General features: G+C 71.5%; 13 protein-coding genes. 8 read left to right on the forward strand and 5 right to left on the reverse strand.

Annotated features, from left to right (window positions below; all coding sequences use genetic code 11):
• Positions 1-81: 81 nt before the first annotated feature.
• The gene (locus ACH4G3_RS06085) at positions 82-1,179 is read right to left on the reverse strand and encodes an alpha/beta hydrolase-fold protein (RefSeq protein ID WP_397623304.1); all 1,098 of its coding nucleotides are present in this window, start codon (positions 1,177-1,179) and stop codon (positions 82-84) included.
• Positions 1,180-1,270: 91 nt separating this feature from the next.
• Between ACH4G3_RS06085 and ACH4G3_RS06090 the strand changes: the two genes are divergently transcribed.
• From ACH4G3_RS06090 to ACH4G3_RS06100, 3 genes are read left to right on the forward strand one after another with little or no spacing between them, the layout of a single operon-like run.
• A complete protein-coding gene (locus ACH4G3_RS06090; RefSeq protein ID WP_086599049.1) occupies positions 1,271-1,483 on the forward strand; it encodes an MbtH family protein in 213 nt (70 codons plus the stop codon).
• Between the two features lie 6 nt (positions 1,484-1,489).
• Entirely contained in the window at positions 1,490-3,088 is a 1,599-nt protein-coding gene (locus ACH4G3_RS06095; RefSeq protein WP_397623305.1) for an amidohydrolase, read from the forward strand.
• Positions 3,085-3,609, forward strand: coding sequence for a GNAT family N-acetyltransferase (locus ACH4G3_RS06100; protein WP_397623306.1), 525 nt, complete (start codon positions 3,085-3,087; stop codon positions 3,607-3,609). Before ACH4G3_RS06095 ends, ACH4G3_RS06100 begins: the two co-directional genes overlap by 4 nt.
• A 10-nt stretch (positions 3,610-3,619) precedes the next feature.
• Here the strand turns inward: ACH4G3_RS06100 and argB are convergent, their stop codons facing one another.
• Positions 3,620-4,474, reverse strand: coding sequence for an acetylglutamate kinase (argB, locus tag ACH4G3_RS06105; RefSeq protein WP_397623307.1), 855 nt, complete (start codon positions 4,472-4,474; stop codon positions 3,620-3,622).
• A gap of 67 nt (positions 4,475-4,541) precedes the next feature.
• On the opposite strand from argB, the gene ACH4G3_RS06110 reads away from it, so the two are divergent.
• Positions 4,542-5,333, forward strand: a complete 792-nt coding sequence (locus ACH4G3_RS06110) for a sugar transferase (RefSeq protein WP_397623308.1) — start codon at positions 4,542-4,544, stop codon at positions 5,331-5,333.
• Positions 5,334-5,335: 2 nt separating this feature from the next.
• Here ACH4G3_RS06110 and ACH4G3_RS06115 read toward each other — a convergent pair whose 3' ends face one another.
• The 3 genes from ACH4G3_RS06115 to ACH4G3_RS06125 all read right to left on the reverse strand — a co-directional run bounded on the left by ACH4G3_RS06115 (position 5,336) and on the right by ACH4G3_RS06125 (position 10,391).
• The gene (locus ACH4G3_RS06115) at positions 5,336-6,376 is read right to left on the reverse strand and encodes a hypothetical protein (protein ID WP_397623309.1); all 1,041 of its coding nucleotides are present in this window, start codon (positions 6,374-6,376) and stop codon (positions 5,336-5,338) included.
• An 89-nt stretch (positions 6,377-6,465) separates the two neighbouring features.
• Positions 6,466-7,605 (reverse strand): non-hydrolyzing UDP-N-acetylglucosamine 2-epimerase, encoded by a 1,140-nt coding sequence (wecB, locus tag ACH4G3_RS06120; RefSeq protein WP_397623310.1) that lies wholly within the window; start codon positions 7,603-7,605, stop codon positions 6,466-6,468.
• Positions 7,606-7,754: 149 nt separating this feature from the next.
• Positions 7,755-10,391: an ATP-binding protein gene (locus ACH4G3_RS06125; protein WP_397623311.1), complete on the reverse strand. Its 2,637-nt coding sequence runs from the start codon at positions 10,389-10,391 to the stop codon at positions 7,755-7,757.
• 238 nt (positions 10,392-10,629) lie between these two features.
• Between ACH4G3_RS06125 and ACH4G3_RS06130 the strand changes: the two genes are divergently transcribed.
• From ACH4G3_RS06130 to ACH4G3_RS06145, 4 genes are all read left to right on the forward strand, one after another.
• Positions 10,630-11,742, forward strand: a complete 1,113-nt coding sequence (locus ACH4G3_RS06130) for a glycosyltransferase (protein ID WP_397623312.1) — start codon at positions 10,630-10,632, stop codon at positions 11,740-11,742.
• Positions 11,739-12,599 (forward strand): YveK family protein, encoded by an 861-nt coding sequence (locus ACH4G3_RS06135; RefSeq protein ID WP_397623313.1) that lies wholly within the window; start codon positions 11,739-11,741, stop codon positions 12,597-12,599. The genes ACH4G3_RS06130 and ACH4G3_RS06135 overlap by 4 nt, the downstream gene beginning before the upstream one ends.
• Positions 12,600-12,661: 62 nt before the next feature.
• Complete coding sequence (locus tag ACH4G3_RS06140) at positions 12,662-13,432, forward strand: WecB/TagA/CpsF family glycosyltransferase (RefSeq protein ID WP_397623314.1); 771 nt, start codon at positions 12,662-12,664, stop codon at positions 13,430-13,432.
• Positions 13,429-14,886: an oligosaccharide flippase family protein gene (locus ACH4G3_RS06145; protein WP_397623315.1), complete on the forward strand. Its 1,458-nt coding sequence runs from the start codon at positions 13,429-13,431 to the stop codon at positions 14,884-14,886. Before ACH4G3_RS06140 ends, ACH4G3_RS06145 begins: the two co-directional genes overlap by 4 nt.
• Positions 14,887-14,933 lie beyond the last annotated feature (47 nt).

A 14,933-nucleotide genomic window follows, 5' to 3' on the forward strand; every position in this document is an offset into this window, starting at 1 on the left:
CGCCCCTCAAGGGGCGCGGGGCTGTTTTGATTTGCGGCTCCGCCGCGCGGGCGCGATCAACCCCCATGGGCCCGCAGACGACTACGGTGCCCCCAACGCCCAGGCGACATCCCTGACCAGTGCATGTCTCCACCCAGCCCGATCATGGCCGGAGGCCGACCGCGAAACCCGCACGGTCGCCCCGGCCCGCTCGGCCAAGACCTCCACCTCCTCACAATGCGGCAGCATCCGCGTCTCGTGTTCCCCCACATCGAACGCGACCCGCAGCCCCGTCAGGTCGGGACGCTTCCGTAGCTGGTCGGCCACGTCGCCGCCGACCGGACCACCCAACGGATCCGCCAGCCGCATGGCACCCGGCGTCCACCAGAAAGACCCCGACTGACAGGCCACACGAGACACCAGCTCCGGAAACTCCAGCGCCGCGTACACCGCGCTCAGCCCTCCGAGGCTCTGCCCGGCGACCACCAGCCGGTCAAGGTCGGCGGTCACCCCCGACTCCGCCACCAGCGGCAGCAGTTCGTCCCGGACCGCCTCCCACAGCTCGGCCCGGCACGCGAACTCGGCCTGCCTGTCCTTGGCCGGAAGAAAGACCAGGGTGACTGGCGGCATCTCCCCACTGGCGACTGCCGAGTCGAACGCGCTCATGGCCGGGTGCAGATACAGCCAGTCGTCCCCGTCGAGCAGCAGGACGACCGGCCCGCCACCACCCGCAGGATGCACCCGCACGGTCCGCCGCCCGCCCAGCCGTTCACTGGCCCAGCGGATCCGGGTACGGGGGAGAGGCAGCACGCCGTCGGCTCCGACAGCGGGCCAGTGCGGCTGAGGCGGCGCGTCCGGCGTCGCGGCGACGGACCGGTCCCCGCCGGCCCCGACCGGGTTGAGCGGATCGGCGTACGCCTCCTCGCCCACGCGGAACCGGTACGTCACCCGCAGCCGCGCGGGCATGCGCACCTCGGCGTACCAGCAGTCCGTGTCGCCGAACCGGTCCAGGGCCACCGGCTCGGACCAGCTCTCGAAGTCGATGCTCGCCGGGCTGGACCCACGCCACAGGAAGAGGGTCGTCCAGCCGTCGCCGGCGGGTATCGACGCAGGTGTCCGCGCGGCCGCCCAGAACGCGTCGGTGCCGGGTATGCCGTGCAGTCCGAACGCGGCGAACGTGTCTTCCCCCACCAGCCTCATTGCACGTCTCCTTGTGGAGCGGAAAGCGAGAAGGTTAAGCTCACTTGCGATTAGGCGAGCCTAACCTAATTTCCACTGGAGGCACCGGCACATGAGCACCAACCCCTTCGACGACGCCGACGGCCGTTTCCTCGTCCTCGTGAACGACGAGGGCCAGCACTCGCTCTGGCCGTCCTTCGCGGACGTGCCCGGGGGCTGGACGATCGCCTTCGAGGAGAACACCCGGGAGGCCTGCCTGGAGTACGTCGAGGCCAACTGGACCGATCTGCGCCCCCGTTCCCTCGCCGAGTCCATGGACGCCTGACGCCCGATGCTCTGCACCAGACTGACGAACGCCCGCTTCGTCACCATGGACCCGGCCCACCCCGTCGCCCATGACCTGGGCATCTGGCGGGGCCGGATCGTCGGCCTGGACGAGGCCGTGACCTCGCTGCCCGCTCGTGAGGTGATCGACCTTCAGGGCGCCACCGTGCTGCCCGGGTTCATCGACGCCCATGTGCACCTGGCCTGGACCGGCTTCAAGCAGAACACGCCGAGCATCGCGGGCCGCACGCGGATCGACGACGTGCTCGCCGTCGTGGAGGAGGCTGCCCTCCGGAAGGGCTCGCCCGGCACCTGGGTGAGCATCGCCGGCTACGACCAGCGGGCCCTGGGCCGTCATCTGACCGCCGCCGAACTGGACCGGGTGAGCCACGGGCACAAGGTGTTCGTGCTCCACGACTCCGGACACGGCTGCGTCGTCAACACCGCCGTCCTGGACCTGCTGCCCGCCGACGTCCCCCACGAGAACGGCTTCCTCGCCGAGGGTGCGATGGGCGCCGCCCGCGCGCTGCGTCTTCCGTACTCCCAGGAAGAACTCGCCGAGGCGGTCGGACGCGCCGCCCGGACCTGCGTCGCCGAAGGCGTCACCGCCTGCGCCGAGGCGGGCATCGGAGGCGCCCTCTTCGGGCACAGCCCGGTCGAACTCGGCGCTTACCAACTCGCCCGCGACAAGGGGCTGTTGCCGCTACGGGTGCAGCTCATGGTCGCCGCGGACCGGCTGCGGCCCGTCGCCGCGCACCAGGCCGACGGCATCCCCAGGGCCCTCGACCTCGGCCTGCGCACGGGCTTCGGTGACGACTGGCTCTCCGTCGGGGCCCTGAAGGTCTACACCGACGGCGGCATGATGGCCCGTACCGCCGCGCTGAGCAGCCCGTACGAAGGGCTGGACCACACGGGCCAGTTGCAGGACGACCCGGAGACGCTCACCGAGACGATCGTGGCCGGCCACCTCGCCGGCTGGCAGCTCGCCGTGCACGCCATCGGCGACCGCGCGGCCGACGTCGCCCTCGACGCCCTGGAGCGGGCCCAGCGCCTGCGGCCGCGCCACGGCGTGAGGCACCGCGTCGAACACGCGGGCCTCATCCGCCCCGACCAGCTCTCGCGTATGGCGCGGCTCGGCGTGAGCGCGGTCGTCCAGCCCAACTTCCTGCGGTACTTCGGCGACGACTACGCGGCGATCATGGGCGAGGAGCGGGCGCCGTGGCTGTACCGGGGCAAGGGATTCCTGGACCACGGCATCACCCTCGTCGGCAGCTCCGACCGGCCGGTCACCGACGGATCCCCGCTGCGAGCCGTCCAGTTCATGGTCGAGCGCGCCTCCGAGTCCGGCCGGGTGATCGGCTCGGACGAGGGCATCACCGTGGACGAGGCGCTGCGCGCCTACACCGTCGCCGGTGCCTATGCCTGCCACTGGGAGGACAGCGCCGGCAGCCTCTCCCCGGGCAAGCGCGCCGACCTGGTGGTCCTCGGCGACGACCCGTGGCGCGTCGACACCTCCCGCATAGGCGACATCGAGGTGGTGGCGACGTACGTCGACGGTCGCGACCGACGCGACGACGGATCCGGAAGCGGGGCGGAGAAGCCTTGAACACGGCTGCGCCGCGCACGGCACCGCCGTTGCCGCGTGCTCCTCTCACCGCGGTCTGCGTCGTACGACCCGCCCGCCCGGACGACGCCGCCGCCCTCGCCGCCCTGTCCCAACCTTTCGCGGATTCGGGGGCGTTACGCCGGCGACCCGTCTCGCTGTATGCCGCCCACGCGGCCGACTTCCTCGTGGCCGAGGGACCCGACGGCGTCCTGGAGGGCTGCCTGGCCCTGCGCGTCCACGCGGCCGACGCGGAGGGAGGCCAGGGTGCCGCGGGCGTTCTCTACAACTTCTGCGTGGCCCGGCACCGGCAGGGCGGCGGACTGGGAGGCCGGCTGCTGCGTGCCGCGCTGGCCAGGGCGCGCGCCCAGTCGGTGGGCTCCTTGTTCACCGCGACGGTGGGCAGCGGCGGCCTCTTCCTGCGGCACGGATTCGCCCCGGCCGGTGTGCGCCTCGCGCCTCCGGCCTGGGCGACGTCCCTGGACCCGCGCCGCAACGCGCGCGTCCTCGCGCGGACCCTGTGAGGGCGAGTCCTCACGCGGAGCTCGTGACGGGGCCGTCCTCCGCACACACCGTGGTGCCGGGGCTGTTCCGGCCCAGTACGCCCCGCAGCAGGGCGTGCGGTACGCGGCCGTCGAGCACGTGCGCCCTGCGTACGCCGCCGCGGACGGCCCGCAGACAGCCCTCCATCTTCGGCAGCATCCCGGCCGCCAGCCCCGGCAGCAGCGCGGCCAGTTCACCGGCGGTCAGCCGCTCGATCACCTCCGTGCTGTGCGGCCAGTCCGCGTACAGTCCCGCCACGTCGGTGAGCACCACCAGGCGGGCGGCGTCGAGGGCGACGGCCAGTGCCGACGCCGCCAGATCGGCGTTCACGTTGTAGACCTGCGCGTCCTCACCACGGGCCACGGGGGAGACCACGGGGATGTGCCCCTCCTGCAGGAGTGTGCGCACCGCGCGCGGGTTCACCTCGACGACATCGCCGACCAGGCCGATGTCCACCGCCCGGCCGTCCACCCAGGCCGGCCGCCGTACGGCCGTCATGGTGTGCGCGTCCTCGCCGGTCATCCCCACGGCGAGGGGACCATGGGCGTTGATGTGGCCGACCAGTTCCCGCTGGACCCGGCCCGTCAGCACCATGCGCACCACGTCCATGGTCTCCGGGGTGGTGACCCTGAGGCCCGCCTCGAAACGGGTCTCCAGGCCGAGGCGGTCGAGCATCGCGCTGATCTGCGGACCGCCGCCGTGCACGACGACCGGGCGCAGGCCCGCGCGCCACAGCTCCACGACGTCGTGCGCGAACGCCTGCTGGAGGCCGGGGTCCACCATGGCGTGGCCGCCGTACTTGACGACGACCGTGCTGCCTCTGAGCTCCTCCGGCGGCAAGCCCACGGCGGTTCCCTCCCCCTGATCGCACACCGCACGGGTCCCGAGCTTTGTTTAGCTTAGCCTAACCTAATTGGATAGCGGGCTGAGTGGGGATGCCGTCGCCCGGCGTATCTGGGTATCCCGCCGCGAAAAATCGGGTCCGGTTGCCGATGAACCTGCCTCGGCGCCACCGCAGACTGCTGGCATGCCCCCCGAAACCGGCCATATCGCGGACGCCGGCACCCCGGCACGTCTCGAGGGCGGTCTTCTCGCGGCAAGCAGCCGCCAACTGCTCGTGAAACGTGCCCTCGACATGGTTCTGGCCCTGCTCGCGCTGATCCTGCTGTCGCCGGTCTCTCTGGCGGCGGCATGCGCGATCAAACTGACGTCCGCGGGGCCGGTCCTGTACCCGCAGGAGCGGGTCGGCCGGGACGGACAGCCGTTCCGGATGTTCAAGTTCCGTTCCATGTACCGGGGTGCGGAGCGTCAGCGGTCGGCGTATCTGGACCTGAACGAATGCGCCGGCCCCCTCTTCAAGATCAGTCACGATCCGCGGGTCACACCGGTGGGACGCGTTCTTCGCACATGGAGCATCGACGAGCTGCCACAGCTGCTGAACGTCATACACGGCGAGATGAGCCTCGTCGGCCCGCGACCTCCTCTTCCGGAGGAGTGCGCGCACTATGGTCCCCGGGAATGGCAGCGACTGCTCGTGAAGCCCGGTATCACCTGCGTCTGGCAAGTCAGCGGGCGATCCGATGTCGAGTTCGCCGAACAAGTACGCATGGATCTGGACTACATCGCCGACTGGGGACTCCTGCTGGACATCACGCTCCTGGTCAGGACGGTACCGGCCGTGCTCGGGCGCCGAGGCGCCTACTGAACTCACACCAACAGCTCTGAGCCGACCGCGTTCAGGTTCGAGGGGGCCCGGCCGGCGTCGGGGGAGTGCAGGAGCAGCGCCTGATGGGCGAACATCGCACACCAGGCGTTGGTGATGTCCTGATCGCCTGAGAAGAGAACCCCTCCGTCCGGTCGCACGAAGCCGAGCAGCGCCCGCGTCAGCCCCTCCAGACGTCCCGCCCAGTGGTCTCCTCGCAGGTATCCACGGCCGCGCAACAGAAGACCGATACGCAGGGCCTGGGCGAGAACGTCGGAACGCACGAGCCCCCCTCCCGTGGTCTCGGCAAGGGTTCCGTCAACGGCCTGCAGCCCCATGAGCCGGACGTAGAGCTGCTCGACGACCTCCAGCGCCCCGTCTTCCGCGGCGGACGCCGAGAGGAGCAGGCCCTCGATCCCGTAGAGCAGCGGGTGCAGTTCGCGGCACGGCCAGGATTCCCGCAACATCGCCTCCCAGTGCCCGCAGGTCCGGTGGCAGACCTCTCCGAGAGGCATCCCCAGCACGCCGTCAGGCATCCGGAGCAGGGCCGCAGCCGCTTTCAGGTGGTGCGGCCCCGGTCGTGTCGACCAACGGTCGGGAAGCGGCGCGCCGTCGACCGCGTCATGGGACCGCAGGACGGACGTTCTCGAACACATGCCGTCGACGGTGGCGCAGAGGCCGGCGGCCGGCCCCTCCCACGCGCCCTGCCGTGCGACGCCCCCGAAACACGCGACTCCCCGCGCCGCCATCGCCAGGTCGAACGTGAACACGCCGGCGTTGCGCCAGTCGGAGCGACCGGCCGACAGATACAGCCGTGTCGGCGGAACTCCCTGTTCCGACAAGGTGCGGTTGACCCAGTCCAACGCCCGCCGACCGTGCTCGTGCGCATCCGCGGCACGGTCCGGAGAGCTCGCCGCGCCCGACGCCAGCCAGGCCATCGTGGTCAGGTAGTAGCCGGTGATCTCGAGGTAGACGAACTCCGGCCGCCCCGCCCGGTCCAGCCATCCGGCGACCGCTCCGCGCTGGGCGCCCTCCTCGATCTGCACCCCGCTCCGCAGCAACCATCGCTCGATGCGCCGGGCGGCCTCCGCTGTCTCCGCGGACAAAGCGGTACCGGTGACCGGGGACGCCGCCGTCATCGCCGGCACTCCGTGCGTACCGACGGCGCCATCTCCTCGCCGAGGATCTTCACGATCCGCTCGCCGGCGAGGCCGTCCCCATAGGGGTCATGGCGAGTGGCCATGCGTGCATAGTGGGCGGGGTCCTCGAGCAGGGCGGCCACCGCCGCGACGATGTCGTGCTGATCGGTGCCGACGAGGTTGGACGTCCCGGCCCTGAGGGGCTCCTCGCGTTCCGTGCGACGGTTGACCACGAGAAGCGGTTTGCCCAAGGCCGGCGCTTCCTCCTGGATGCCGCCCGAATCCGTCACTATCAAGTACGAGTCGGCGAGCATGTGCGTGAACGGGATGTAGCTGCATGGCGCCAGCACCTCGACGTTCGGGGGGCGGGTTCCGTTCAGCGTCTGCTGGATCATCTGGATGACCGGCGGAGAGGGGTGACGCACCAACTGGAACTGCACGTCGGGGTAGAGACTCGCCAGCTGCCGGACGGCGCCGAATATGGATCTGATCCCGTCGGGAATGCTCTCGCGCCGGTGTGTGGTGATCACGATGCGACGTTGCCCTTCGACGGGCGCGGCCGTTTGACGCGGCTGTGAGCGGGCCCAGTAGAGCGCGTCGATGCCGGTGTTCCCGGTGAGGAATATCCGGTCCGGCGCCACCCCCTCGCGTACGAGGTTGGCCGCGGCCGTCTCGCTGGGGGCGAAGTGCAGATCCGCGATCGCGCCGACGATCCGCCGGTGGCCCTCCTCAGGCCAAGGGGCACGGTTGTCATAGGTCCGCAGGCCGGCCTCGACGTGAGCCACTCGCGTGGCGGAGTGAAAGGCCGCGACGCCGGCGGCCATCGTGGTCGTGGTGTCGCCCTGGACCATGACGACGTCCGGGCGCAGCCGGTCGCAGATGCCGGCGGCCCACTGAGCCACTTTCCACGCCACCTCGGCAGGCCGTTGGTTCTTCCGCATCACCGCCAACTGGTAGTCGGCGCGCATCCCGAATGTCGTGAGGGCGTCGGACAACAGCTCCGCGTGCTGGCCGCTGGAGCACACGATCGTCTCGAAGGTCGAATCCAGGTCGCGTAGTGCGCGGATGGGCGAATACATCTTGATGACCTCGGGCCGTGTGCCCACGAACGTGACCACGCGGATGCGCCTCGCCATGTGCCACGCCTCCTACGTCCGGCGCCGGCAGGAGATGCGTCCAGTCTGAGGCGGTGTCCGGGGCAGGTTCATCGGTAACCGGACCCAGCTTTTCGCGGCGGGATGCCCAGATACCGGGCGTGGCCGTCATCGCACTTCGGGTGTTCACCTCAGGGGAGTCGGGACTGGTCCTGGTCGAGCGGGACGGCGGCCTCCTCGCGCGTGTGGACGCCGAGTTTCGCGAGCACGGCGGCGACGTGGTGTGCCGCGGTCTTGGGGGTGATGTAGAGCCGGGCGGCGATCTCCCTGTTGCTGAGTCCCTCGCGCAGCAGGTGCTGGACCTCCCGCTCCCGCTTGGTCAGGCCGTAGGGGTTGGCGCACGTCGAGGCGCGCCTGCCGTACGAGGTGCGCCGCACCCCGGCCGCCCGCAGGCGTTCCCAGGTGCGCTCCGCAGCGGGGCGGGCCCCCAGGGAGCGGAAGGTCTCCAGGGCCTGCCGCAGGGCGGGTACATCACCGCCGAGGCGGGCCAGCGCCGCGTCGTACGGACAGCCGAGCTCCTCCCACACGCGCACGGCCTCGCGCCACTGCCCGGCCAGTTCCAGGGCGTACGGCTCTGCCGCCCGCGTCTGCGGGGGCTCGCCGCCCGTCAGCCGGGACCAGCGCAGCAGTCCGCCGACGAGCCAGGGGTCGCTGTCGATGGTGACCGCCTTCAGACCGTGTTCCGCCTCCGCGACGGCGAGGCCGTCGTCCCCTTCGAGCCAGGCCGCTTCGGCGCGGGCGGCCCATACCGGGCCCGCCAGGAACAGATCCGCGTCTTCGCCGTACGAGAGTGCCTCGTCCAGCAGTGGCCACACCCCCGGCTCGCCCCGGCGGGCTCTGACCAGCGCCGACGTCACCAAGGGCAGCAGCCGGTGCACCGGCTGGGGGTTCCGGTCGAGGACGTCGCCCGCCTTCTGGGCGGCCCGTGCCCACTGGCCCCGGTGCAGCATGCCGAGGCCGGCCGTTCCGAGGGCCAGCACGAGGAACATGGGAAGTTCGTGTTCGCGGCAGTACGCGCAGGTGCGCTCTGTCAGTCGATCGAGGCGCGGCAGATCGTGATGGAGCGCCGCGGTCCAGCAGGCCACCGCTCCGACCTTGCAGGCGTCTTCCGCCATGCCCTCCTCGGCCATGGCCGCGTACCAGGCGTCCTCGAAACTCTCCCAGCCCTGCCCGCGGCAGGCCACGTCCACCAGGGCCTCACAGACACGCGCGTGGGTCTGCAGCGCGGGCTCGCCCAGACCGAGCCCCAGTCCGGCGGCCTTGCCCGCGTAATCGGCCGTCGTCGCGGGGTCGTAGCCGAGGCAGGCCAGTTGGGCGAGGTGGGAGTAGGACCAGGCGAGTTCCCGGGGCGCGTCCTCGCCTTCCAGTACGCGAACGGCGTCCAGGCCCGCTCGCCAGGCGTCTGCCGGGTGGACCGCCAGCCAGTGCATCCGGGAGAGCCGGCGCAGGTCCTGTGCCTCGCGTCGCCGGTCGCCCTGCTCGTGGCGCAGCAGGACCGCTTCGTCCCAGGCGTCGATCGCCTCCGTGACGTTCCCGGTCACGTAGTTCTCGTACGCCTGGGCTTCGAGCAGTTCGACACGCTGTGCGGGCGGCGCGACGGCCGGGTTGCGCACGGCGCGGCCGTACAGCTCGGCGGCCTCCCGGTGCGAGCCGAGCGCCGCGGCGTAGGAGGCGGCCCGCGGGGCGTACTCGGCCACGGCCCCTTCGTCCCCGGCCTGCTCGGCGTGGAAGGCGAGCTGCGCGAGATCGGCCGGGTCGACCGGTTTGGAGCGCAGGGCCGCCAGGACGCGGCCGTGCAACCTGGCGCGCCGGTAGACCGGGAGCGACTCCCAGACGGCACGGCGCGCCAGCTCGTTGCGGAAGCACAGCACCGGGCCGTCCGGGCGCAGCACACCCGATGCCAGGCAGTCCTCCAGCCCCGTGGCGGCGTCCCGTGACACGGCGGCGATCAACGGTTCGGTGGCGCGGGGTCCGATGACGGCCACCGTCTCCGCCGCTTCCCGGGCCCGGTCCGGGAGCCTGGCGATGCGGCCCAGTACTGCTTCACGCACGGTGGCGGGAACGCCGGGAGCGCGGGCCGCCAGGACTTCCGTGACGTAGAACGGGTTTCCATGCGTGTTGCTGAACAACTCGTGGGCGTCCACCGGGTGCCCGGCCGCGGCCGTCAGCTCGGCGACCGCCCGGCGGCTCAGCGGCTCCAGGGTGCACCGGTGGACCGCGGCCAGGGCGGCGAGGTCGCCCAGTACCGCCGCCAGTGGGTGTGTGGAGCCGATCTCATCGTCGCGATAGGTGGCCAGGAGCAGGAGGGGGATCCGGTCGATCCGCCGGGCCAGGAAGCGCACCAGGTCCAAAGTGGCCTGATCCGCCCAGTTCAGGTCCTCGATCACCAGCAGCGTCGGCTGCCCTCCCGCCTGGCCGCCGAGCGCGGTGAGCACTCCGCTGAAGATGCCGCCCGGGTCGGTACGCCGGCGCAGGCCCGCCTCCAGGGCCTGGGTCACCGGCGGGCCGAGCAGCGTGGCGACGTCCATCAAGGGGCCCAGAGGACGAGGCGCGGAGAGCGGATCGCAGGCCCCGAGCAGAACCCGGGCGCGCCCCGCACCGCCCGTCTCCTCCGCGAAGCGTCGCACCACCGCGGTCTTGCCGATACCGGCCTCACCGCGCAACAGAACCAGCTGTCCGTGGCCGAGCCCGGCCTGATCCAGGCAGTCTGCGAGATCCCGCAGTACGGCGCCGCGTTCGAGAAGATCGGTCACGGCTGTCCCCAGCATGGAAGCGTCGTGTGTCCGAACACCTTCAGTCTAAGGATCTTCGGGCCTGCACGCCTTCACGCGCCCGCTTCAGGCAGGCGGAGGCCGGCACCCCGAGTAGGGGCTCGTCGCTCGGCGTATCTGGGTAGCCCGCAGCGAAAAGTTGGGTCCGGTTACCGATGAACCCGCCTCGGCGCCACCGCAGACTGCTTGCATGTGCCCCGAACCCGTCCGAACCAGCCCAGAGGGTCCGTCCCGGATGCCGGAGCACGTCCCTGACCGCGCGGGCATCTCCCGGTCCGCCCGCCGCGAGATCCACTTGTTCGAACCGTCGGGATACGCCGGAGTCTTCCAGCATGCCTGCCGCCTCGGTCAGCTCCTCGGCGAGTCCGGCCGGCACGTGGTGCTCCACACCGGGCACGAGCACGAGAAGGTGCGCATCGACGGCGTCGACCTGTGCCCGTGCTCCTGGTGGCCACGTGATCGTCGCGGCGGCGCTCACCGCCCCGGCGCCATCGCCCGCAGGTTCGTCCGCCATACGCTGCCGCACCTTCACGCCGCGGTACCGCCCGGCGCGGTCCTCCATGTGCAGGGGATCGCCGCGGCTGGGGCGCTGACACTTCTCGCACTGAGCGTCGGGCGGTTCAGGGATCGCCTGGTGGTCTACTCACCGCACGACACGTTCTCGCGACGGGGGCGTGTGGACGGCGCGTTGCTGCGGCTCGCCCTTCGAGTCCCGCACGAGATCATCGTCTACTCCCATGCGGACGTCGAGGTTCTCCGCCGCCGCGGTCTGGCGGGGCGCTGTTCTCCGCTCGTCCAGCTCGTGCCCGAGGCCACGGACGACGAGCGGCTCGCGTGGCGCGACGAGTGGCGGGCCGGCCCGGACGTGTCCGTCGTCCTCTTCGCCGGATGCATCCGACCCGAGAAGCGGCTCGACGTGCTTGTCGAGAGTGCTCGCCGGTGGCCCCCGAACCGGCGTCTGGCCGTCGTGGGCGAAGACCGTGGCGGGTGGGCTCACTGCGCAGAACTCGCACATGCCCACGGCGTCGACGTCGTCGCACGCGTGGGGTTCCTCCCACTCGAAGAGTTCGCGGCGGCGATCTCGGCGGCGGATCTCGTCGTCCTGCCCTACGACAAGGCGAGTCAGAGCGGGGTGCTCGCGGTTGCCCGTCAGCTGCGCACCCCGGCCGTCGCTGCGGACGTGGGTGGCCTGCGGGAACTTGCCTCGCGGACCTTCCGGGCGGGTGATCCGCACGATCTCAACCGTGCCGTCGACGCGCAACTGGCCTGCGCCGAGGCACCCGACCCGTCCCCCGACGAGGACCTGGCGGTCACCATGCACCTTCTCGCCTACGGGCAGCCGGCATGACCACGGACCTGCATCGGCGTCCCCTGGGGACGTCCGCGGCATCGGACGGCAAGCGGCCCGAAGCGCCACACGACGGCGGCGCCCGTTCGGGCGCTGTCGGTATCCGCGACGTCGTGCGCTGGTGGCCCCTCGTGGTCCTCACCACGCTCGCCGCAGTCGTGGCGAGCGTGGTGGCCTTGGGTCCACGGGCCCCTTCCTACAGTTCGACCGCGAGAATGCCGGTCACGCCGCTCGCGCAATCGGACGAGACATTCCTCGGAACCAGCCTCGTTCGCGATGCGGGCGACGCCAACCGCACCTCCTCCACGCTGGCGCGACTGCTGGACTCCCACCGTGTCGCGCTCGAGACCGCCCAGTCCCTCGGCGGCAACTGGACTCCCGGATCCGTCCGCTCCGCCGTCGATGTCACGGTCGGCGAAACGAACATGATCGAGATCACCGCCCGAGCGGCCGACCCGGACCAGGCGGTCCGCCTGGCGAGGACGTTCGCACAGACCGCTCTGAACGATCGGTGGCAGACGATCTCCGCGCAACTGGATCGCCGCATCGCCTTCGCGACCAGGAACACCGCGGCCGATCCGAACGCCGGGGAAGAGTCCCGGAGGCTGCAACTTCTGACCTTCGTCCGTGAGAGCGGCGCGGACCCCACCCTGAGTATCGACTCGATCGGTCCGGCGGTCCGCGTCAAGGAGATGCCCGCAGCCGTGATGATCGGCATGGCGGCGGTCGGCGGGATGTTCCTCGGCGTTCTCGGGGCCGTCGGGATCGAGCGAGTCAGGCGCCGCGCCCAGAACGACGATGTCGCGCCCGCCGGACGGGAACCGGATGGGTCCGCACCGGAAACCATCGGGAAGTGAGTCCGATGTCGTTCCCCGCTCACGGGTCGCCTCCGCCCCGGCGGACCCGGCGTCTCATGGGCATGCCCATCCATGCGGTGACGCTGGACGAGGCGGTCGGCCAGGTGCTCGACAGCCTGGCGGAGGGCCGGGGCGGGACAGTGCTGACGCCGAACATCGACATCCTGCGGCAGTACCGGCGCTCGCCGGACCTGCGGCGGGTGTTCGAACACACCGAACTCGTCGTCACCGACGGCATGCCGCTGGTGGTCGCGCTGCGCATCCAGCGAACCCCGGCGCCCCAGCAGATCACGGGCACCGACATGCTCCGGGCCCTGGCCGCGGGAGCAGGTGCGCACGGGCGCTCGGTCCTGCTCGCAGGGGGTCGTCCCGGCGAGGCACGGCGGGCCGCCGACCGTCTCACGCAGGTGAACCCGGGGCTGCGGGCCGAAACCCGCCCGTGCTACGTCCGGCCCGACACCATGGCCGGAGAGCTGGCGGCCCTCTCGCGCACACTGGTCGCCTCGTCCCCGGACATCGTGTTCCTCGGTCTGCCCTTCGCGAGCCAGGTGTCGGTCATGACCGAACTGCGCCCCGCCCTGCCGGGCACCTGGTTCGTGGGCGTGGGCTCGAGTTTCGATTTCATCAACGGCGATCGCACCCGTCCCCCGGACCTCGTGCGGCGGCTCTGCCTGGAGTGGGCCTGGCGGCTCACGAGACAGCCCTGGCTCTGGCGCCGCTACCTGCTCCAGGGGGTTCCTTCCGCCGCTCGCCTGGCCGTCGACGCCCTGCGCCTGCGGTGGCGGCACGACGGGTACTCCGCGACGCCGACCGGCAGCCGGGCACTGCCGTGAGCGTCAGCGCCAAGGGCGTCCCCAGGCCGCGCGAGCTGACCGGGCGCAGTCTGATCGCCTCCGCTTCGTGGATGACCGGAAGCCATCTGGTCGCCCAGGCCTTCGCCTACGGATCCCTCATCTTCCTCGCACGACGCCTGCCACCGGCCAGCTTCGGGACCGTGGCGGTCGGAACAGCCGTCGTCTACATCGCGACCCTGCTGGTGGAACGCGGCACCTACGGCGGCATCATGGTGCACCCGCGCCTCACCCGGGCCTACCTCACCGGCGCCTTCTGGCGCTGCTTCCTCATCGCCGCAGTACTCGCCGCAGCGATGGCGGCGTCCGCGGGGCCCCTGGTGGGCACCTTCGCGGGAGGCGGAGACGCACCCGCCGTCGCGCTGCTCGCGGTCTGCCTGCCGCTGCACGCGATCGCCGTCGTCCCCACGGCGCTGCTGCACAAGTCGATGCGGTTCCGCCGGCTCGCCTGGGCCACGGCCGTCGCCAACTTCGTGTCCGCGGCGGTGGCCGTGGCCGCTGTCCTGGCCGGTGCCGGCGTGTGGTCGCTGGTGGCGCGCCAAGTGGTGCTGTTCGGTCTGCTGGCGGTGCTCACCACCGCGCTGTGCCTGCCCGGTCTCCGCCATCCGTCGGGCGCGCCGGACGCCTCCGGCGCCGCCGACCACGCGCGCACCGCCAACCGGTGGTTCTTCCTGTTCGGCGTCACCATGATGCTGGCCGCCAACATCGACTACCTGGTGGTCGGCCTCTCCAGCGACGCGAGTCTCGTCGGTCTCTACGCCCTGGCCTTCACCATCGCCATGGCTCCCTCGACCCAATTCTCCGAGCAGGTCGGAAAGGTGCTCTTCGCCGCCGCCGCGTCCAGCCCTGAGACCAGCGGGGAGCGGACGGTGCAGTCCGTGCGCCTGATGTCGGCACTCCTGCTGCCGCTGCTGCCGGCCGGCATCCTGCTCGCACCGGTGGTGCTTCCGGCCGTCCTGGGACCCGAATGGGCGGGCATGGTGACCGCCTTCCAGGTGCTGTGGGTGGCCGGCATCGGCTACGCCATCGACAACTGCATAGGTGAGGCGCTCTCCGGGACCGGACACATCGACTTCCGCGCGAAAGTCATGGCCGCCCGTTGTGTCGCCACCGCCGTCGCCCTGTGGGTCCTCGTGTCGATCGACGGGATCCGTGGGGCCGCACTGGCGCACGTCGTGGTCTTCCTGCCGTACGTGGCGGTGTACGCCACCGTCGGTGCACGGCTCGCCGGAACCACACCCGGGGACCTCTGGCATGCTGTGCGCCCGATCGTGGCCGCGGTGGCCTGGCAGGTGGCGGTGACCTTCGCCCTGCTCGTCTCCCTGAGGGCCGCGGGGACGTCCGACAGCGTCGCCGTCTGCGCCGCGGGCGCTGCCGGGCTGGCGGCGTCCGGGTTGTTGCTGCTCCGGACCTTCGTCGGGAGGCGGTCCCGGTGACCTGGGCAGTGGCCGGACGGAAGCGGGCGCCATCGCCGCCGCTCGCG

Origin of the sequence: Streptomyces afghaniensis, from assembly GCF_044327915.1 — a bacterium.
Classification (GTDB): Bacteria; Actinomycetota; Actinomycetes; order Streptomycetales; family Streptomycetaceae; genus Streptomyces; species Streptomyces afghaniensis.

Coding starts and splice junctions, on each gene's coding strand:
- ACH4G3_RS06085 (WP_397623304.1), bottom strand. CDS start 1,179: ATGAGGCTGGTGGGGGAAGACACGTTCGCCGCGTTCGGACTGCACGGC.
- ACH4G3_RS06090 (WP_086599049.1), top strand. CDS start 1,271: ATGAGCACCAACCCCTTCGACGACGCCGACGGCCGTTTCCTCGTCCTC.
- ACH4G3_RS06095 (WP_397623305.1), top strand. CDS start 1,490: ATGCTCTGCACCAGACTGACGAACGCCCGCTTCGTCACCATGGACCCG.
- wecB (WP_397623310.1), bottom strand. CDS start 7,605: ATGGCGAGGCGCATCCGCGTGGTCACGTTCGTGGGCACACGGCCCGAG.
- ACH4G3_RS06125 (WP_397623311.1), bottom strand. CDS start 10,391: ATGCTGGGGACAGCCGTGACCGATCTTCTCGAACGCGGCGCCGTACTG.
- ACH4G3_RS06130 (WP_397623312.1), top strand. CDS start 10,630: ATGCCGGAGCACGTCCCTGACCGCGCGGGCATCTCCCGGTCCGCCCGC.
- ACH4G3_RS06135 (WP_397623313.1), top strand. CDS start 11,739: ATGACCACGGACCTGCATCGGCGTCCCCTGGGGACGTCCGCGGCATCG.
- ACH4G3_RS06140 (WP_397623314.1), top strand. CDS start 12,662: ATGCCCATCCATGCGGTGACGCTGGACGAGGCGGTCGGCCAGGTGCTC.